The 19,793-nt window shown below is 65.2% G+C and carries 17 protein-coding genes and 3 tRNA genes; 9 read left to right on the top strand and 11 right to left on the bottom strand.

What is annotated here, in order from left to right; translation table 11 throughout:
- Positions 1 to 80: 80 nt before the first annotated feature.
- The 7 genes from MC381_RS07470 (at position 81) to MC381_RS07440 (ending at position 7,357) form a co-directional block, all read left to right on the top strand.
- The gene (locus MC381_RS07470; protein ID WP_251977107.1) at positions 81 to 1,718 is read left to right on the top strand and encodes a gamma-glutamyltransferase family protein; all 1,638 of its coding nucleotides are present in this window, start codon (positions 81 to 83) and stop codon (positions 1,716 to 1,718) included.
- Positions 1,719 to 1,721: 3 nt separating this feature from the next.
- Positions 1,722 to 2,315: a chromate transporter gene (locus MC381_RS07465; protein WP_251977106.1), complete on the top strand. Its 594-nt coding sequence runs from the start codon at positions 1,722 to 1,724 to the stop codon at positions 2,313 to 2,315.
- Positions 2,312 to 2,842, top strand: a complete 531-nt coding sequence (locus MC381_RS07460) for a chromate transporter (RefSeq protein WP_251977105.1) — start codon at positions 2,312 to 2,314, stop codon at positions 2,840 to 2,842. The genes MC381_RS07465 and MC381_RS07460 overlap by 4 nt, the downstream gene beginning before the upstream one ends.
- A 181-nt stretch (positions 2,843 to 3,023) precedes the next feature.
- Entirely contained in the window at positions 3,024 to 4,037 is a 1,014-nt protein-coding gene (locus MC381_RS07455) for a Bug family tripartite tricarboxylate transporter substrate binding protein (RefSeq protein ID WP_251977104.1), read from the top strand.
- Complete coding sequence (locus tag MC381_RS07450; protein WP_251977103.1) at positions 4,034 to 4,567, top strand: tripartite tricarboxylate transporter TctB family protein; 534 nt, start codon at positions 4,034 to 4,036, stop codon at positions 4,565 to 4,567. Before MC381_RS07455 ends, MC381_RS07450 begins: the two co-directional genes overlap by 4 nt.
- A 57-nt stretch (positions 4,568 to 4,624) precedes the next feature.
- Positions 4,625 to 6,130 (top strand): tripartite tricarboxylate transporter permease, encoded by a 1,506-nt coding sequence (locus MC381_RS07445; RefSeq protein WP_251977102.1) that lies wholly within the window; start codon positions 4,625 to 4,627, stop codon positions 6,128 to 6,130.
- A gap of 228 nt (positions 6,131 to 6,358) precedes the next feature.
- Positions 6,359 to 7,357 carry a tRNA dihydrouridine synthase gene (locus MC381_RS07440; RefSeq protein ID WP_251977473.1) on the top strand — a complete coding sequence of 333 codons (999 nt, stop codon included), beginning with the start codon at positions 6,359 to 6,361 and terminating at the stop codon, positions 7,355 to 7,357.
- 287 nt (positions 7,358 to 7,644) lie between these two features.
- Here the strand turns inward: MC381_RS07440 and MC381_RS07435 are convergent.
- From MC381_RS07435 to MC381_RS07390, 10 genes are all read right to left on the bottom strand, one after another.
- Positions 7,645 to 7,721 (bottom strand) — tRNA-Arg (locus MC381_RS07435).
- A 44-nt stretch (positions 7,722 to 7,765) separates the two neighbouring features.
- A tRNA-Arg gene (locus MC381_RS07430) sits at positions 7,766 to 7,842 on the bottom strand.
- Positions 7,843 to 7,907: 65 nt separating this feature from the next.
- Positions 7,908 to 8,000, bottom strand: a tRNA-Ser gene (locus tag MC381_RS07425).
- A 217-nt stretch (positions 8,001 to 8,217) separates the two neighbouring features.
- A complete protein-coding gene (gene csrA / locus MC381_RS07420) occupies positions 8,218 to 8,415 on the bottom strand; it encodes a carbon storage regulator CsrA (protein ID WP_251977101.1) in 198 nt (65 codons plus the stop codon).
- 232 nt (positions 8,416 to 8,647) lie between these two features.
- Positions 8,648 to 9,892, bottom strand: coding sequence for an aspartate kinase (locus MC381_RS07415; protein WP_251977100.1), 1,245 nt, complete (start codon positions 9,890 to 9,892; stop codon positions 8,648 to 8,650).
- A gap of 62 nt (positions 9,893 to 9,954) precedes the next feature.
- The gene (alaS, locus tag MC381_RS07410; RefSeq protein WP_251977099.1) at positions 9,955 to 12,558 is read right to left on the bottom strand and encodes an alanine--tRNA ligase; all 2,604 of its coding nucleotides are present in this window, start codon (positions 12,556 to 12,558) and stop codon (positions 9,955 to 9,957) included.
- A gap of 516 nt (positions 12,559 to 13,074) precedes the next feature.
- Positions 13,075 to 13,527, bottom strand: a complete 453-nt coding sequence (locus MC381_RS07405) for a regulatory protein RecX (RefSeq protein WP_251977098.1) — start codon at positions 13,525 to 13,527, stop codon at positions 13,075 to 13,077.
- A gap of 26 nt (positions 13,528 to 13,553) precedes the next feature.
- Positions 13,554 to 14,618 carry a recombinase RecA gene (gene recA, locus MC381_RS07400; protein ID WP_251977097.1) on the bottom strand — a complete coding sequence of 355 codons (1,065 nt, stop codon included), beginning with the start codon at positions 14,616 to 14,618 and terminating at the stop codon, positions 13,554 to 13,556.
- A gap of 99 nt (positions 14,619 to 14,717) precedes the next feature.
- Positions 14,718 to 15,284 (bottom strand): CinA family protein, encoded by a 567-nt coding sequence (locus tag MC381_RS07395; RefSeq protein ID WP_251977096.1) that lies wholly within the window; start codon positions 15,282 to 15,284, stop codon positions 14,718 to 14,720.
- A 379-nt stretch (positions 15,285 to 15,663) separates the two neighbouring features.
- On the bottom strand, positions 15,664 to 15,846 hold the full coding sequence (locus MC381_RS07390) for a hypothetical protein (RefSeq protein ID WP_251977095.1): 183 nt from the start codon (positions 15,844 to 15,846) through the stop codon (positions 15,664 to 15,666).
- A gap of 233 nt (positions 15,847 to 16,079) precedes the next feature.
- Here MC381_RS07390 and mutS point away from each other — a divergent pair, with 233 nt between their 5' ends.
- Positions 16,080 to 18,662, top strand: a complete 2,583-nt coding sequence (mutS, locus tag MC381_RS07385; protein ID WP_251977094.1) for a DNA mismatch repair protein MutS — start codon at positions 16,080 to 16,082, stop codon at positions 18,660 to 18,662.
- A 16-nt stretch (positions 18,663 to 18,678) separates the two neighbouring features.
- Here mutS and MC381_RS07380 read toward each other — a convergent pair whose 3' ends face one another.
- Complete coding sequence (locus MC381_RS07380; protein ID WP_251977093.1) at positions 18,679 to 19,131, bottom strand: DUF1203 domain-containing protein; 453 nt, start codon at positions 19,129 to 19,131, stop codon at positions 18,679 to 18,681.
- A 263-nt stretch (positions 19,132 to 19,394) separates the two neighbouring features.
- Here MC381_RS07380 and fdxA point away from each other — a divergent pair, with 263 nt between their 5' ends.
- A complete protein-coding gene (fdxA, locus tag MC381_RS07375) occupies positions 19,395 to 19,718 on the top strand; it encodes a ferredoxin FdxA (RefSeq protein WP_251977092.1) in 324 nt (107 codons plus the stop codon).
- The last annotated feature ends 75 nt before the right edge of the window (positions 19,719 to 19,793 follow it).

Here is a 19,793-nt window from a genome sequence, read left to right as displayed (position 1 = left end):
TGATAACCGATTCGCACCCGAGCGCGCATAGCACGCCGGAACAAGACGCGAACGCTCGGACAACCAGCGAGAACCCGGCCATGAGCCTCGGCTTGAACCACAATAATCCCTATCCGTCGCGCCGCAGCGCCACCTATTCGAAGCGCGGCATGGTCGCCGCCTCACAGCCGCTGGCCAGTCAGGCAGGACGGGATATTCTCGCTGGCGGCGGCAACGCCATCGATGCCGCCATCGCTACGGCCGCGGTGCTGACCGTGGTCGAGCCGACCGGCAACGGCATCGGCGGCGATGCCTTCGCGCTGGTCTGGATCGCCGACCCAGCGGGCGGCGGCGGCCAAGGCAAGCTGCACGGCCTCAACGCCAGCGGCCAGGCGCCTGCGAGCCTGACACGCGACGCGGTCCTGGCCGCGGGGCATGACGAGATGCCGCTTCACGGCTGGACGCCGGTCACGGTGCCCGGCGTGCCCGCGGCCTGGGCCGAGCTGTCGAAACAGTATGGCAAGCTCGATTTCGCGACGCTGCTCGAGCCGGCGATCCGCATCGCCCGCGAGGGATTCCCGGTCTCGCCGGTGATCAGCCAGCTGTGGCAGCGCGCCGAGATCGAATTCCGCGCCCTGTCGGATGATCCGGCCGTCGCCCCCTGGCTGGACGCCTTTGCGCCCAACGGCCACGCACCGCAGCCCGGCGAGCTCTATCGCAACGAGGCCCAGGCGCGCACGCTGGAAGCACTGGCCGAGAGCCACTGCGACAGTTTCTATCGTGGCGAACTGGCCGCCAGGATCGATGCGTTCTCGCAGGCCACCGGTGGCTATCTGCGCGCCGCCGATCTCGCCGCCTATGCACCGGAGTGGGTCACGCCGATTTCGGTCAACTATCGCGGCTACGATGTGTGGGAGATCCCGCCCAACGGCCAGGGCATGGTGGCGCTGATGGCGCTCAAGGTAATGGCGGGCTTCGACCCCGGCGTACGTGACGCACCGCTGACGCTCCATCGCCAGCTCGAAGCGATGAAACTGGCCTATACCGACGGCCACTTCCACATCACCCAGGCCGATCGCATGCGCGTCGAGGTCGAGGCGCTCCTGAGCGACGCCTACGCCGATACCCGCCGGCGCCTGATCGGCGAACGCGCCATCGACCCGGCGCCCGGCGAACCGCAGGCGGGTGGCACCGTGTATCTGGCCACGGCCGACAGTGACGGCAACATGGTCTCCTACATTCAGAGCAACTATCACGGCTTCGGCGCCGGCGTCGTGGTACCGGATACCGGTATTTCGTTGCAGAACCGCGGCCACGGTTTCAGCCTGGATGCCGACCACGTCAACGTGCTCGAGCCCGGCAAACGCACTTTCCACACCATCATTCCGGGCTTCCTCACCCAGGGTGACACTGCGCTGGGTCCCTTCGGCGTCATGGGCGGTTTCATGCAGCCCCAGGGCCACATGCAGGTAGTCATGAACCTGGTCGACTTCGGCCTCAACCCGCAGGCAGCGCTGGACGCCCCGCGTTGGCAGTGGATGGGCGAGCGCAAGATCGGCATCGAACCCGGCTACCCGCTGCACCTCATCCGCGATATGGCGGAACGCGGCCACCGGATCAGCATCGCCGTGGATAGCACCGGCTACGGCCGCGGCCAGGTCATCCTGCGCGACCCGAATAGCGGGGTCTACTGCGGTGGCACCGAACCGCGTACCGACGCCAGCATCGCGGTGCTCTGACCGATGGCCTCCCGATCCCTGACCACTCAGCGACAACTGTTCGTCGCATTCCTGCGCATCGGCCTGCTCGGCTTCGGCGGCGGCCCGTCGATGATCCCGCTGGTGCGCGCCGAGGCCGTCACGCGCTACTCGTGGATGACCGATGACGACTTCGGAGACGTCCTCGCTATCGGCAATACCCTGCCCGGGCCCATCGCCACGAAGATGGCCGGCTATATCGGCTACCGGGTCGGCGGCACGCTCGGCTGCGTGAATGCCGTGCTCGCGGTAATCCTACCGTGCATCGTGGCGATGGCACTGCTGCTCGGCGTCTTCACGCGCTTCCGCGATCAGCGCTGGATCCAGGGCATGAGCGAGGGCGTGGTGCCGGTCGTGATGATCATGATGGCCCAGCTCACTTGGGACTTCTTCCAGAAGTCGCGCCTGGCGCTGGGCTGGATCGCCACGCTGGTGATGGGCATCGTCGCGGGCGGGCTGATCTACGGTCTCGGCGTGCACCCCGGCCTGGTCATCGGCGCGCTGTTGATCGCCGCGCTGATGCGCCCGGAGCCCAAGCGCAAGACACCGGACGCACCGCCACCGGAGACGGGCTCATGATCTACTGGGACCTCTTCCTCGCCTTCTTCATTCCCAACATCATCGGCTACGGCGGCGGCCCGGCGATCATCCCCCTGATCGAGAATGAAGTCGTCGGCCATTACGGCTGGATGACCTCACAGCAGTTCGCCGAGACGCTGGCACTCGGCAACACCCTGCCCAGTCCCATCGCGACCAAGATGGCCGGCTACATCGGCTACGAAGTCGGCGGGCTTGGCGGCAGCCTGGTCGCGACCTTCGCCACCGTGGCGCCGTCGCTGCTGCTGATGCTTGTGGCGCTGGGGACGCTCTACCGCTACCGCGAGTCGATCAAGGTGAAATCCATGAGCCAGTGGGTGCGACCGGTCATCATGGTACTAATGGCCTACCTCACCTGGTCGTTCCTGAGCGAGGGCGCCGCCGGCGCCGGCTGGCTGCATACTGCCATCATCGGGCTCGCCTCGGCCCTGCTGCTGTGGCGGTTCCGTTGCCATCCGGTGTGGGCAGTCCTGTTGGGGCTGGTCTACGGCGGACTGCTGCTCGGCTAGGCATCACACTCGCCGGCCACCCGTTGACCCGATCGCCGCGCCCTGCCGCGATCGGGCCAACGACCAACCGGGTGACAACGACAGCAGCGACAACAAAGACAGCAACGACAACGACAACGACAGCAACCGTGACTCGACAACGCGATCTGGATCGCACAACGACAAGGACAAGGACAACATCATGCTTCAGAACTCTCTCCGCCATGCCCGTGAAGGCCGTATGCGCCGCCTGCTGACCGCCAGCGGCACCGTTGCCAGCTTGACACTCGGCCTCACGGTCGGCGCCCTCGCCACCAGCGCCACGGCGCAAGCGCAGGCGTACCCCGACCACGCCATCGAGTTTATCGTGCCCTGGTCACCGGGCGGCGGCAGCGACACGCTGATGCGGATCATCTCCAACGCGGCCGACGATGCCATCGGCCAGCCCCTGCCGGTGATCAACATGCCCGGCGTCAGTGGCACGCTGGGACTCAAGGAACTGGCCGATCGCGATCCGGACGGCTACACCGTTGGCCAGATCCACGAGGGACTGATGGCCGCCAACGCCACCGGCCTGACCCAGCTCGACTGGGACGACTTCCAGCCGATCGCCTCGCTGGCCTCTTCGCCACAGTATCTGGTGGTCAACGGCGACAGTGACTGGCAGACGTTCGACGACTTCGCCGAGTATGCCAAGGCGCATCCCGGCGAGATTCGTGTCGGTGCGACACTGGGCGGTATCCCGCACGTCCACGCCGCCATGATCGAGGATGCCATCGGCGCCGAGTTCCGCTATGTGGGCTATGAAGGGACCGGCGCGCGTATTCGCGGCCTGGTCGGCGGGCACGTCGACGCCGCCATCGGCGATATTTCCTCCAGTCTGGAGTTCGTCAAGAACGGCGATCTGCGCTTTCTGGCCGTGGGCAGCAACCAGCGCCTCGACGACACACCCAACGTACCGACGTTCAAGGAGCTGGGCTACGACAGCCTCAACCTGAGCGTCAACCGTGGCATCGTCGCGCCCCAGGGCATCGATGACGCCAAGGTCGAGACCCTGGCCGACGCCTTCGAGACGATGTCGCAGGATCCGGCATTCATCGAACGCATGAACCGCGCCGGCGCGCAGGTCGAATTCATGGGCCCCGACGCCTATACCGACTACCTCGCCGACGTCGATGCCACCATCGAGCGCCTCTCAGGCAAGCTGGCCCGATGAACGACGCCACCGATACCGCCTCCCGCTCACCGCGGGAGGCGTCGGACGCCCGCGGCAAGGCGCTCGCCAACGGTCTGTTCAACGCCGCACTGGCCGCCCTGTTCAGCGCGCTCTTCGTGCAGGCCGGCGAGCTCCCCTCCTCGATGTGGGAACCATTGGGCGCCGGCTCCTTTCCACGCCTGGTACTGGGTGCACTGGTGCTGTTCAACGTCGCGCTGCTGCTGCAGTCGGTCAACGCCTGGCGGCGCAGTGACGCGGCCTGCAGGACCGGCACCCTGGCCTGGTTTATCCACCGCCGCCTCGCCTTCGCGACGCTGGCAACCTTCGCGCTCTATGCCGCGCTGATGCCGTGGGTCGGTTTCACTGTCGCCTCGTTTCTATTCCTGCTGGGTGTGCAGTGGATTCTCGGCGCGCGTCGAGGCCAGCGCCTGCTGACCGCCCTGATCGTATCCGTCCTGTTCAGCGTGGGGCTGCATGCGCTGTTCAGCCAGGTCTTCCTGATCTCGCTGCCACCAGGCCGACTCTTCTGATTCCACGGCCTCGGCCGTTCGACTCGTACAAGCACCAGGGCCCGAGGGAGCCTTCCGATGCCGATGACCGACGCACTGCTCTCCAGTGTCGAGCAACTCTTCTCGCTGGCCACGATTGCCAGCATGCTGATCGGGGTGGTGGCCGGCGTGATCGCTGCCGCCATCCCCGGCTTTACCGTCACCATGGCGATCGTGCTGACGCTACCGGTGACGTTCTCCATGCCGCCACTGCAGGGGGTCGCCACCATGCTCGCGGTCTATGTGGGTGGCTGTTCGGGCGGCCTGATCAGCGCCGCCCTGCTGGGGATTCCCGGCACCCCCTCCTCGGTCGCCACCACCTTCGACGCCTACCCCATGGCGCGTAACGGCGAGCCGGGCCGCGCGCTCGGGCTGGGCATCTGGGCGTCGTTCTTCGGGGCGCTGGTCAGCGCCATCGTGCTGATCGTCGCGGCACCACCGCTGGCGCTGATCGCGGTCAAGCTCGGCCCCTGGGAGTATTTCTCGCTGATCCTGTTCGCCATCACCGTGGTCGCGAGCCTGGTCGGCAAGTCGGTGCTCAAGGGGCTGATGATGAGCCTGCTGGGACTGTTCATTGCCACCGTTGGCCAGGATCCGATGATGGGCGTACCCCGCTTCACCTTCGGCGTCGACGTGCTCGCCGCCGGCTTCCCGTTTCTGGTGGTGCTGATCGGTATCTTCGCCGTCAGCCAGCTGGCCGGCGAAGTGGAGAATCCCGAGGAGCTGCGCCAGGGCAAGGCATTGATTCACGGACGCCTCCAGCTCCAGCCACTGACCGTCATGCGCGAAGTGCTCGCCCGCCCCGTCAATCTGCTGCGCTCGTCGCTCGTGGGCGTGATCATTGGCGCGGTACCCGGCGCCGGCGGCAGCATCGCCAACCTGATCGCCTACGATCAGGCCAAGCGTGCCTCGAAGACGCCGGAGCGTTTCGGCACCGGTATCGCTGACGGCGTGGTCGCCTCCGAGTCAGGCAACTCGGCCACCGCCGGTGGCGGACTGATTCCGATGATCGCGCTAGGCATCCCCGGCAGCGCCGTGGATGCGGTATTGATGGCAGCCCTGATGGTGCAGGGCGTCAGCGTCGGGCCGCGCCTGATCATGGACAACGCCGATCTGGTCTACGGCATGTTCCTGGCGATGTTCCTGGCCGCCGGCATGGTGCTGGTGTTCTGCCTGCTCAGCCTGCGCTGGTTTCTCAAGATCACCACCATTCCCAAGTCGGTCATCGTGCCGGTGGTGCTGACCTGCTGCGCGGTCGGTGCACTGGCCCTCAACAACCGCATCACGGATCTCTATCTGCTGGTCGGCATCGGCCTGGTCGGCTACGCGCTGGCCAAGCTCGACTATCCGCTGGCACCGTTGGTGCTCGGCGTGATCCTCGGGCCGATCGCCGAGACCAACCTGCGCCGGGCGCTGATGGCCGACGAAGACTGGACACTGTTCTTCACCCGCCCGATCTCGGCCGGGCTACTGATCCTTGCCGTGCTCTCGGTCGCCTTCACCGTGCGCGGCCTGCTGCGCCAGCGCGCCGCGGCACGACGCTAATCCCTCACCAGGCAGGATAGCGCTCGCGGATACCGCCAATGGCCGCGAGCGCTCCCCTCACCGGCCCCCTGAAACGCCGAATCAGCGGAGCACGGCATTCGCGACAACGACAAAATGTGCTAGCTTGGCGGCCGATTTCACGGAGGCCGCATGTCCGACCCCGCTTCTCTCTTCTCCCCCACGCCCGCTCTCGAGCCACATGCCACCGGACGCATCGGCCTGGCGCCCATGGAGGGCGTGATCGATGCCGATACCCGGGCGCTGCTGAGCGCCGACGGGACACTTGACTGGTGCGTGACCGAATTCGTTCGCGTGGTCGATGCCCGCCTGCCGGCCAGAGTTTTCCTTCGCCACTGCCCGGAGCTGGCCCAGACGGGCGAGAGCGGACCGCTGACACCGACAGGCACGCCCGTCACGCTACAGCTACTCGGCTCCGACCCGGTTGCCTTGGCGGCCAATGCCGAGCAAGCGATCGCGCTCGGCGCGACGCTCCTCGATCTCAACTTCGGTTGCCCGGCCAAACTGGTCAATCGCCACGACGGCGGCGCCTCGCTGTTACGCACACCGGCACGCGTGGAAGCGGCCGTGGCCGCCGTGGCCAACGTTGCTGCCCGCCATGGCGCCTCGGTCAACGCCAAGCTGCGGCTCGGGTTCGATGACAAGCGTCTGGCCCTGGCATGCGCCCGCGCGGCCGAAGCCGGCGGCGCCGCCGAGCTGGTGGTACATGCCCGCACCCGGCGCGAAGGCTATCGCCCGCCGGCGCACTGGGAGTGGATCGCACGCATTCGTGCCGCCGTGTCGGTGCCCGTGGTGGCCAACGGCGATATCTGGACACTCGAGGATTACTGGAAGGCGCGTTCGCTCTCCGGCTGTCGCGACGTGATGCTGGGGCGCGGCATCCTCGCCGATCCTTGGCTGGCAAGACGTATTCGTCACTGGCAGACGAGCGGCGGCGAGCGCCTCCCCCCCACCCCCTGGTCGGTGCGACGTGAAACGCTGTGCCGCTATGCGGCGAGCAAGCAGGCCGACGGCCTGCCGGCGAAGTTTATCGTCTCGCTACTCAAGCAGTGGCTCAACATCATGCGAGGTCGCGATGCCAACGCGGCCGCCTGCTTCGCCGCGATTCGGCGCGAGCAGGACCTGCACGCCTTTCTCGAAGGACTGCAGGCGTGGTCTGCCGACACGACGGACGAAGCGCCCGAGGCGCAGCTGACAGCGACACCCTGAGCGCGCTCGCAGGCGCCCCGGCGACAGGTGATACAGGCGATGGGGACCGGCACGAATCGCGACGACGGGCGGACAGCACGCCGACGCACGCCCTCATTTTGACCGCTGACGCTGTCAGGACGTCTCAAGGTGCCACAAGAAGTGGGAAGGCGGGCGAGAATGGCGCGAAGCCGTAAGCTTGCCGACCAGTACCCGTAGCGGATGACGAACAAACCGCGAATGCACGAACGAACTGCGGATACACAAACGAAAACACCCGCACGCAAAGCGTGCGGGTGTCGTCTGTATGGCGCGCCCGGGAGGATTCGAACCTCCGACCACCTGATTCGTAGTCAGGTACTCTATCCAGCTGAGCTACGGGCGCTGAAACTGGGTTGATCGCCGCTTTCGCAGCAATCCTGTCGGATGTGGCGCGCCCGGGAGGATTCGAACCTCCGACCACCTGATTCGTAGTCAGGTACTCTATCCAGCTGAGCTACGGGCGCTAATTCACATTCAACAGGCCACGATCACGTGGCGTTGGCTTGATCGAATTCCAACGAATTGGAAATGGCGGAGAGGGAGGGATTCGAACCCTCGATAGGGCTATAAACCCTATACTCCCTTAGCAGGGGAGCGCCTTCAGCCACTCGGCCACCTCTCCCCGATCAGCACGGCGCATAGGTTACCGATTCGATTGCGTCATGTCCAGAAGAAAACTCAATTTTTTCGAAAAAAACCTCAGGGGATGAACAGCTTACCGGAGGGTGGTGATATCGGAACGTGATCGAGCTAATGAAGGTAGGGTCGAGGGACAAGCCCGAGCCGATAAAGGGGACGACTTCACCAGCTCAGACGGTTCCAGCACGCACCTCGAACACTTATACGCCAGGACCGTCGTCTTCGTCTTCCGTCTTCTCGCGCTGAATGCGCTGATAGATTTCTTCACGGTGGACGGCCACATCCTTGGGCGCATTAACGCCGATGCGCACCTGATTCCCTTTCACCCCCAGAACGGTGACGGTAATCTCGTCGCCGATCATGAGAGTTTCTCCCACTCGACGGGTCAGGATGAGCATTGTCTGATCTCCTTCTCAGGACCTTCTTCCATTCTCGGGTCACGCTTTCGGGCCGTCTGCAGTGCAGGTATGCACCCGAGAAGCGATTATGCGTCATACAAGCCGGCAGGCCAATGACGCCGTTCCATGACACCCGTGGTTGCGTTGAAAAAAGCGCTCGATTCCATTCACTTCGTTCCAACTCCCCCCTAAGCGTAGAACGCCTGAGACAATCTTGAAGGTGTTATTCGGATTATTCGCTATGAATGCTGTCTTTATCGAGACCGAAGGCCGTATGCAATGCGCGCACGGCGAGTTCCATGGCCTTGTCGTCGATCACGACAGAGATCTTGATCTCGGAAGTGGAGACCATGCGAATGTTGATGTTTTCTTCGGCCAGGACGCGGAACATCTTGGAGGCAACCCCCGCGTGGGAGCGCATGCCGACACCGACCAGCGACACTTTGGCGATATTGTCGTCGCCACGCAGCTCGCCGCCACCCAGCGCCGGGATGACATCGTTCTGCAGGATGCGCATGGTCTGCTTGTAGTCGCCCTTGGCGACGGTGAAGGTGAAGTCGGTGTAGTCGCCGGTCGGCGCCACGTTCTGGACGATCATGTCGACTTCGATGTTGGCATCGGCGATCGGCCCGAGAATACGCGAAGCCACGCCGGGCACGTCGGGCGTGTTGAGCAGCGTCAGCTTGGCTTCGTTCGTGGTAAAGGCGATGCCGGAGATCAGGGGTTCTTCCATCGATTCGATTTCCTCGTCAGCCACGATCAGCGTGCCCGGGCCCTCTTCGAAGCTCGACAGCACGCGTAGCGGTACATTGTATTTGCCGGCGAATTCCACCGCGCGGATCTGCAACACCTTGGAACCCAGACTCGCCAGCTCCAGCATCTCCTCGACGGTGATGCGCTCGAGGCGCTGCGCCTTCGAACAGACGCGCGGATCGGTGGTGTAGACGCCATCGACGTCGGTGTAGATCTGGCACTCGTCGGCGTTCAACGCCGCCGCAAGCGCGACCCCGGTGGTATCCGAACCGCCGCGCCCCAGCGTGGTGATATTGCCCTCTTCATCGACGCCCTGAAAGCCGGCGACGACGACAACCTGCCCGTCATCGAGATCGCCCTTGAGATCATCGGTCTCGATGCGCTGGATGCGCGCCTTGGTATGGGCGCTATCGGTGCGGATACCCACCTGCGCACCGGTATAGGAGGTCGCCGGCACGCCGAGCTGATGCAGAGCCATCGCCAGCAGCGAGATGGTCACCTGCTCACCGGTGGAGACCAGCATGTCCATCTCGCGTGGCGTCGGGTCCTCGTTGATCTGCGACGCCAGATCGATCAGCCGATTGGTTTCGCCGCTCATCGCCGAGACCACAACCACGACCTGGTGACCCGCGTCGCGATCGCGCTTGACCTTCTCGGCGACCGCCTTGATCCGCTCCACCGAACCGACGGAAGTGCCGCCGAATTTTTGTACGTATAGCGCCATGAGTCTGTCTATCGCTCCCTAGCGTTGTCGGCCGACGTGCCTGCACATCGACCGGAATGCATTTAGCCGAGACGTTCCGCCACCCAGTCGGCCACGCTGGCAAGCGCGCCGGGCAGTTGCGCCGGCTCGCTGCCACCCGCCTGCGCCATGTCGGGGCGGCCACCGCCCTTGCCGCCGACCTGCGCCGCGACGTGATTGACCAGTTCGCCCGCCTTGAGCTTGCCGGTCAGGTCGTCGGTGACACCCGCGATCAGGCTGACCTTGCCTTCCTGCGCCGCCGCCAGCACCAGCACGCCGGACCCCATCTTCTGCTTGAGCTGGTCGTGCAGGCCACGCAGGTCCTTGCCGCTGACGCCCTCCAGCCGGGTCGCCAGGACCCGGATGCCGGCCACGTCCTGCGCCTCGGCGAGCAGATCGTTGCCGGCGGCGCTGGCCAGCTTGGCCTTGAGTCGCTCGAGCTCTTTCTCCAGGCCGCGCTGACGCTCGAGAACCGCGTCGAGACGCTCGACGACTTGCTCGGGCTTGGCCTTCAACCGTTCGCCCACTGCCGTGAGTTCACGCTCCTGAGCCGCAAACCAGGCAAGCGCGCCTTCACCGGTCACGGCCTCGATGCGACGCACGCCCGACGCCGTGCCGGTCTCGGCGACGATATGGAAGGGCCCGATATCACCGCTGCGCGCCACATGGGTCCCGCCGCAGAGCTCGACCGAGAACGCATCGGCACCGATCGTCAGCACGCGCACGCTGTCGGCGTACTTGGCTTCGAACAGCGCCCGCGCGCCGCGCGCCTTGGCTTCGTCGAGCGTCATCTCCTCGACCTGCGTCGGCGCGTTGGCCATGATCTGAGCATTGACGATGCGCTCGATCTGCGCCAGCTGCTCGCCGGTGACCGCCTCGAAGTGGCTGAAGTCGAAACGCAGGCGCTCGGCACTCACCAGCGACCCTTTCTGCTGCACGTGTTCACCCAGCGTCTGACGCAGCGCCTCGTGAAGCAGGTGAGTTGCGGAGTGATTGCGCATGGTGGCCTGACGAAGCGCCGGATCGACCTGCGGCGTCACCGCCTGGCCGACGCGCACCTCGCCCTCGAGCACGAGGCCTTCGTGCAGATGATGGCCGGCCTGCTTGCGGGTGTCGGTGACCTGGAAACGACCACCGTCGAGCAGCAGATAGCCGGTATCACCGACCTGGCCACCCGATTCGCCGTAGAACGGCGTGCGATCGAGCACGACAACGCCCTTCTGCTCCGGCGCCAGCGAGTCGAGCGCGTTACCCTCGGCATCGACGATTGCGGTGACGGTGGCACGATCCTCGAGACGCTCGTAGCCGGTGAACTCGGTCGTCCCCTCGAGCTCGAGCGCGGCGCCATAGTCGCCGCCGAATTGGCTGGCGGCGCGAGCGCGCTGGCGCTGCGCTTCCAGCTCGCGCTCGAAGCCAGCCTCGTCGAGCGTCACGCCGCGCTCGCGGCAGACATCGGCCGTCAGGTCGTAGGGGAAGCCGTAAGTGTCGTAGAGCTTGAACACGGTCTCGCCGGCGAGCACGTCGCCTTCAAGTCCGCTTAGGGCCGCTTCCAGCAGCCCCATGCCGTGATCCAGCGTCCGCGCAAACTGTTCTTCTTCTTTCAACAACACGCGTTCGATCTGCTCACGAGCCTGACGCAGCTCCGGGTAGGCCTCGCCCATCTCGGCATCCAGCGCAGCCACCAGCTTGTGGAAGAACGGCTCGGTGGCACCCAGCTTGTGGCCATGACGCACGGCACGGCGGATGATGCGGCGCAGCACGTAACCACGCCCCTCGTTGGAGGGCAGCACGCCATCGACGATCAGGAAGGCACAGGAACGAATATGGTCGGCGATGACGCGCAGCGACGGCGCGCGCGTATCGTCGTGTCCGGTGAGCTCGGCGGCGGCCAGCAGCAGGTTCTGGAACAGGTCGATCTCGTAGTTGGAATGAACGCCCTGCATGACCGCGGCCATGCGCTCGAGCCCCATGCCGGTATCGATCGACGGCTTCGGCAACGGCGTCATATTGCCGGCAGCGTCGCGGTCGAACTGCATGAAGACCAGATTCCACACCTCGATGTAGCGATCGCCGTCCTCTTCCGGCGTCCCCGGGGGGCCGCCCCAGACTTCCGGGCCATGATCGTAGAAAATTTCGGAGCAGGGACCGCACGGGCCGGTATCGCCCATCTGCCAGAAGTTGTCTTCGTCGAGGCGCGAGAGACGTGCCGGATCGACGCCGATCTCCTCGGTCCAGATCTTCGCCGCCTCATCGTCGCTGATATGTACCGTGACCCAGAGGCGCTCCTTAGGCAGCGCCAGCACTTCGGTGATAAAAGTCCAAGCGAAGCGGATGGCATCGGCCTTGAAGTAGTCACCGAAGCTGAAGTTGCCCATCATCTCGAAGAAGGTGTGATGGCGCGCGGTATAGCCGACATTGTCGAGGTCGTTGTGCTTGCCACCGGCGCGCACGCAGCGCTGGGCCGAGGTGGCACGCACATAGGGGCGCGGGTCGCGACCTAGGAAGACATCCTTGAACGGGACCATGCCGGCATTGGTGAAGAGAAGGGTCGGGTCGTTCTCCGGTACCAGAGAGGCGGAAGGCACGATAGTGTGTCCGCGCTCCTCGAAGTAGCTCAGGAAAGCCTGTCTGATATCTGCACTTTTCATGAAAAAATCCGTGGCGATAGGCGTGCCCACGGCGGTGAACGGACCACGTGGCGACGCAGAATCGGGCACGATGTCGCTGCCGAGTGCGGCATCGAGCCATCGCAAAGCGCGTTAGTATAACGTGGTCGAGTGTGAGTCTGTCGAGTGCGACACCCCTGTCGCCCGGATTCAGCGGCCAGATCGAGGCATCAGTCGCCGGCACGAAAGCCGAGCGGCGTAGGGTTGAGGCAGGAAAACCATCGGTCAGTCGGGAAAGCAACCGGCCAGATCGGATCGGCAATACGCCGGCCGAACAACGACAGCCATCCCGGTCACCCGCACACCCTGTCGTGGCCGCGCTTGTCGCGCGAACACGGAGATGGCATCGAGGAAGGACTTGTCACCACAAGACGGTTCTCTGGTGGCAAGAGAAATCTTCTAACGGCAAGAAAGGCTGCTAACGGCAGGAGGGAGCCCCAAGAGGAAGCCTCAAAAGAGAGATCCGCGAGCGGGAGGGCCACCGGGTATCGCTACGATTCAGTCCCAGGCGTGGGTCATGGCATGCCTGACCTGGTCAAACTCGAAGCCACGCCCGGCAAGGAAGCGCTCGCGACGCGCGCGCTCTCGTGGGCTCGCTCCGGGGCCATCGAAGCGCTTGGCAAGCGCCTGACAGGCAAGTTCGTCCCAGTCTGGCGCTTCGCTCTCCAGTGCCAGCGCGGTCAGCGCATCATCGATACCGCGCTGGCGGATATCGGCACGAATCTTGACCGGCCCCTGACCACGGGCGATGCGCGAACGCACGAACACTTCGGCGAAGCGCTCGTCAGACTGCAGTCCGTCCGCCGCCAAGGCATCCAGTGCCGGCGCGATAGCCTCTTCGGCCACCGCCTTGGCTGCCAGTCGCTGCGCCAGCTCGGCCCGGGCATATTCGCGCCGGGCCAGAAACTGAATCGCGATCTCGCGGGGGGAAAGCTCGCCAGTCTCGCTCATGGCCGAGGGTCCGGGCTCACTTAGGCTCAGAGCAGGGAATCGTCGGCGTCGTCACCGGCAGCTACCGCCGCTTCGGACTCCTTCTCCTTGGGGGTGGGCACGGCCAGCAGCTGAGCACGAATCTGATCTTCGATCTCTTTCATGATCGCCGGATTCTGCTCGAGATACTGCGCGGCATTGGCCTTGCCTTGACCGATCTTGCTGCCCTGATAGCTGTACCAAGCACCGGCCTTGTCGACCAGATTGCACTGCACGCCCAGGTCGATGACCTCGCCGGCGTGATAGATCCCCTTGCCATAGAGGATCTGGAACTCGGACTGGCGGAACGGCGGCGCGACCTTGTTCTTGACAACCTTTACGCGCGTCTCGTTGCCGGTGACCTCGTCGCCCTGCTTGACCGAACCGATACGGCGGATATCGAGACGTACGCTGGAGTAGAACTTGAGCGCGTTGCCGCCGGTGGTGGTTTCGGGGCTGCCGAACATCACGCCGATCTTCATGCGAATCTGGTTGATGAACACCACCATGCAATTCGCGTTCTTGATGTTGCCGGTGATCTTGCGCAGCGCCTGGGACATCAGTCGTGCCTGCAGGCCGACGTGCGAGTCGCCCATCTCGCCCTCGATCTCGGCACGCGGCGTCAGCGCCGCCACGGAGTCGATGATGATCACGTCGACGCCGCCGGAGCGAACCAGCATGTCGCAGATTTCCAGTGCCTGCTCGCCGGTGTCCGGCTGCGAAACCAGCAGCTCGTCGAGATCGACGCCGAGCTTCTCGGCATAGCTCGGGTCGAGCGCGTGCTCGGCATCCACGAAGGCGCAGGTCTTGCCGTCTTTCTGCGCCTGCGCGATCACCGACAGCGTCAGCGTAGTCTTGCCCGAGGACTCCGGCCCGAAGATTTCGACGACGCGGCCATAGGGCAGCCCGCCCACGCCGAGTGCAATATCCAGCCCCAGCGAGCCCGTGGACACCACCGGCACGGCGGTACGCGGTGCATCGCCCAGACGCATCACGGTGCCTTTGCCGAATTGGCGATCGATCTGTGACAAAGCCGCATTGAGTGCCTTGCTGCGGTTTTCGTCCTGTGCCATGAAGGTCTCCTATGAGTACGCAGGGTGAGACGGGGCGTCGGCGCTCGGCTCACATACTGTATGACTAGACAGTAGTATGGCGAAAAATCGCGCGCTCGCCTATCCCCTGTCGGCGATTTTCCTCGATGCCGAGGCGTCGGGCGAGTCCTGATCGGCATTCAGCGCCTCGATCAGTCCCAACAGCGCCACGGCTACCGCCAGTTCCCGCACGCGCTGACGATCTCCCGGTAGCCGATAGCAGGCAACGCGCTGCTCGTTAGCCTCTCCCCAGGCGAACCAGACCGTCCCTACCGGCTTCTCGTCGCTACCACCACCGGGCCCGGCCACACCGCTGATCGCCACGCCCAGCGAGGCACCGCTGTCGCGGCAGGCGCCGGCGACCATTTCGCGCACGGTCGCTTCGCTGACCGCGCCATGCGTCTCCAACGTCGCGGCGGACACCCCCAGCAGTCGCTGCTTGGCGGCATTGGCGTAGGTCACGTAGCCGGTTTCGAAATAGGCCGAGCTGCCGGCGACCGCCGTGATCGCGCTGGCGACCCCACCGCCCGTGCAGGACTCGGCGGTGGTCACGCTCGCTGACATCCGTCGACACGCCTCGGCCAGACGATACGACAGGGTCTCGATGTCCACATCGGTGCCCGCAGGCAGCACGCTGTCCGGTGTCATGAGCAGGCTCTCTCTCGCGGTGTTCCCCCTCGCCCAACGATCTTTCGTTGGGCGTCAGTACGAGGTGTGCCGCCCCAGTATGCGCGCTATCGAAACGCACGCAACCACCGCCGACATTCATCGGCATGTGCCCCGCCGCTGCACGCGTATCGGTGGCGGCGTCGACGGCGCTCGCACGCGCCTGACGCAGGTATCGAATCGACAAGGCCGCGTCAGCGGCAGCGGAAGGTAGAGAAGAAAAGGCGATGAAGATAAATAAGAAGAGCTGGCGAGCGGCCGGCACAGCCCCCCCTTCCGTCGAACTCCATCAGGCTGCGAAACATCAGGCACGCTACAGGCCGCTGTCGCCCAGGTCGATGCAGCAGCCCACGAGCCGTGGTCAATCGCCTTCCTGCGGATCATCGGGGGGCATGAGCGGCGGCGCCCGCCCTGCCATCTCCGATACCGCAATCTCCAGCAGGACGACCGCCAGCTCACTGATATTGACGTTGCGCCGATTGGCTTCGATGGCGAGCTGCCGGTAGGTCGAATCACTGAGGTGGTTGAGCACCAGCCTGGCCATGCGCGTGTCCTCGGATAGCCGCTTCCTGACACTGTAACGGCTTATTGGCCGATGCCGAGGGTGAAATCATTAGACCTTAGCGCATGACGCCCTCCAGCGTCGGGGGGGCACGCGCGCCAACCTGGGGCCGTCCATGTAGACCGGGTCGGCGACATGATAACCTTGCGGCTTTCCCAAGACGTGCCGCCCTGGCATGTCGACGTCCAGAACGCGACAGAGTGGATCGAGACGCCATGCCGGACGCGGCCACCAGCAAGACCCAGCAGCACACGCCCATGATGACCCAATACCTGAAGATCAAGCGCGACCATCCGGACGTGCTGCTCTTCTATCGGATGGGCGATTTCTACGAACTGTTCTACGACGACGCCAAACGCGCCGCACAGCTGCTCGATATCACGCTCACTGCGCGGGGCCAGTCCGCGGGCAAGCCCATCCCCATGGCCGGCGTGCCCTATCACAGCGCCGAGTCCTACCTGGCGCGGCTGGTGAAATCCGGTGAATCGGTGGCGATCTGCGAACAGATCGGTGACCCGGCCACGTCCAAGGGCCCGGTGGAGCGTCGCGTGGTGCGCATCGTCACGCCGGGCACCCTGCACGACGAGGCCCTGCTCGATGCCAGCCGCGACAATCTGCTGGTCGCACTGCACAGTGTCGGCGAGCGCTGGGGACTGGCCTGGCTGGAGCTGTCGAGCGGGCGCTTCAATGTGCTCGAGATCGACGGCGAGGCCGACATGCTGGCCGAAGTTCATCGCCTGCAGCCGGCGGAGCTGCTCGCCGCCGAGAGCCTCGAGCTGCCGCCGAGCTTGGCCGAGCGCACCGGCCTGCGACGTCAGAGTGACTGGCATTTCGACCTGGAGACGGCCAACCGCCTGCTGTGCGACCAGTTCGGCGTGGTCGACCTGCGCGGTTTCGGCTGCACCCACCTGGAAACGGCGCTGGTCGCCGCCGGCGTGCTGATAGACTACGCCCGCGACACCCAGCGCTCGCGCCTGCCCCACGTCACCGCCCTCGGCGTCGAGAGCCGCGACGAATCGGTCGTGATCGACGCCGCCAGCCGGCGCAACCTGGAGATCGACGTCAATCTCGGCGGCGGTGGCGACAACACCTTGGCCAGCGTTCTCGATACCAGCGTGACACCGATGGGCTCGCGCCTGCTCAAGCGCTGGCTCAACCGCCCACTGCGCGACCAGGCGCAGGTCATTGCCCGCCAGGCCGCCGTGGAACTGCTGCTCGACCACGACGACGCCATGGGGATTCGCGAGTCGCTCAAGGCAGTCGGCGACGTCGAACGCATCCTGGCCCGCGTCGCCTTGCGCAGCGCCCGCCCCCGCGACCTGGCCCGTCTGCGCGACGCCCTCGTCGCGCTGCCCCAGCTGCAGGCCGATCTCGAGCGGATCGAGGGCGAGAGCGCGCTCGACGAGCTGGCCCGCCATATCCGCCCCTATCCCGAACTGGCCGAGACCCTGACGCGGGCCGTGATCGACAACCCGCCGGTGGTCATCCGCGACGGCGGTGTGATTCGCGAGGGCTTCGACGCGGAGCTCGACGAATATCGTGGCCTCGCCGAACACGCCGGCGACTATCTCGTGCAGCTGGAGACACGCGAGCGAGAACGCACCGGCCTGAGCGGGCTCAAGGTCGGCTACAACCGCGTACACGGCTACTACATCGAGATTCCCCGCGCCCAGGCGCGCGAGGCGCCGGCGGACTATATCCGCCGCCAGACGCTGAAGAACGCCGAGCGCTTTATCATCCCCGAGCTCAAGGAGTTCGAGGACAAGGCGCTGTCGGCCAAGTCCCGCGCACTGGCCCGGGAAAAGCTGCTCTACGAGAGCCTGATCGACACGCTCAACGCTGACCTCGAAGCCCTGCAGACCACCGGCCGCGCCCTGGCCTCGCTGGACGTGCTCGGCACCTTTGCCGAGCGGGCACGCGCGCTCGAGCTCGTACGGCCGCAGCTGGCGCCGGCACCCGGCCTCGAGATCGTCGGCGGTCGCCACCCGGTGGTCGAGCACGTCAGCCAGCACCCGTTCGTGCCCAACGACCTGCGCCTCCACGACGGCCGGCGCATGCTGGTCATCACCGGCCCTAACATGGGCGGTAAATCGACCTACATGCGTCAGACGGCGCTGATTGCCCTGCTCGCCCACACCGGCTGCTTCGTACCCGCCGAGCGCGCCGAGATCGGCCCGATCGACCGCATCTTCACGCGTATCGGCTCCAGCGACGATCTCGCCGGCGGCCGCTCGACCTTCATGGTCGAGATGACCGAAACCGCCAGCATCCTGCACAACGCCACCGCCGAAAGCCTGGTGCTGATGGACGAGATCGGTCGCGGCACCAGTACCTTCGACGGCCTGTCGCTGGCCTGGGCGAGCGCCGAGCACCTGGCGGCGCAGCGTGCCTTTACCCTGTTCGCGACGCACTACTTCGAAATGACCGCACTGGCGGAACAGCAGGAAACGGTGGCCAACGTGCATCTGACGGCGGCCGAGCACAAGGACGGGATCGTGTTCATGCACCGGGTCGAGGAGGGCCCCGCCAGCCAGAGCTACGGCCTGCAGGTCGCCCAGCTCGCCGGCGTTCCGCAGGACGTGGTGGCGCGGGCGCGCGAGAAGCTTGCCAGCCTCGAACAGCCGCCCGAGATGCCGTTACCGAAGGCCGGCACCACGCCGACACCCCAGCAAACGGATCTCTTCGCCGCCACGCCGCATCCTGCGCTCGAGACACTTCAAACGCTGGACGTCGACTCGCTCAGCCCGCGCGCCGCGCTGGATCTGCTCTATCGTCTCAAGGAGATGGACGCCAGATAGCGAAAGGCGGCGAGCGTCACTCGCGCTCGACACGGCAGGCGAAACAGCCGGGCGCGGCATATTGAGCATGCAGGTAGTCGACGCGCACCTGCTGGAAAAGCGTTTCGACTACCGCCGCTGTCTCGCTGCCGTGGCAGAGCGTGGCGGCGGTGAGAAAGCCAGCGCCGTCGTAAGCTCTCAGCGCCAGCGATCGCTTGGCGAGCGACGGCGGCACCTCATCGTGCCGGTAGATCCCACGAGCGGCATCCTCGGCGATGAAGATGGGGCCAGCGGCGCGATAGGGCGAATCCACCGGATGGTGCATGAAGTGCAACAGCCACACCGCGCTGCCCGGCGGGGCGTCGTCGAGCGTCGCTCGACACGGCAGGTTCTCCCCTGGCGTCACCACAAGGCGCGTCGCGAGGCCGCGACGGGAGAGATGGGCGAAGTCGATCGATTGGGCATCGAGACCGACAAAACGAAATGACACTGGCATTCCTCCTTCACAGCAGTCGATCAGGAGTCTGCCCTCCTATTGCGCTTCATTCCGGCCGTTTTCGGCGCTGAAGCTATAACACCATTCCTCGATGTTCCCAAGCCCGGCTTGCCGGGATTGGCGCCCGCCGCCTAGAATATGGCGCCATTCGAGCAGCATCGGCGGCACCGTCATGCACGGTGATTTCTATCAAGCGTTTCCCATATCCGCCAAGACCGTGACAAGAAGGGCCAGCCCCGCAACAGGAGAGATCCCCCATGACGTTTGTCGTCACCGAGAACTGCATCAAGTGCAAATACACCGACTGCGTCGAAGTCTGCCCGGTAGACTGCTTCTACGAAGGCCCCAACTTCCTCGTCATTCACCCCGACGAGTGCATCGACTGCGCACTGTGCGAACCGGAATGCCCCGCCGAAGCGATCTTCTCGGAAGACGAGCTGCCCGACGGTCAGCAGCAGTTCATCGAACTGAACGCGGAGCTCTCGGAAGTGTGGCCCAATATCACCGAGCAGAAGGATCCGCCCGAGGACGCCAAGGAGTGGGACGGCAAGTCGAACAAGATCGAACTGCTCGAGCGCTGATCCGGCGAGGCCGTTTCATCGCGTGAACGAAGAAGGCCGCTCGATGAGCGGCCTTCTTCGTTTGACGATGCTGGG

The organism is Salinicola avicenniae (genome assembly GCF_023736115.1).
Taxonomy (GTDB): domain Bacteria; phylum Pseudomonadota; class Gammaproteobacteria; order Pseudomonadales; family Halomonadaceae; genus Salinicola; species Salinicola avicenniae.
The sequence above is the reverse complement of the archived record's forward strand: the minus strand, read 5'-3'. Positions and strand labels throughout refer to the sequence as shown.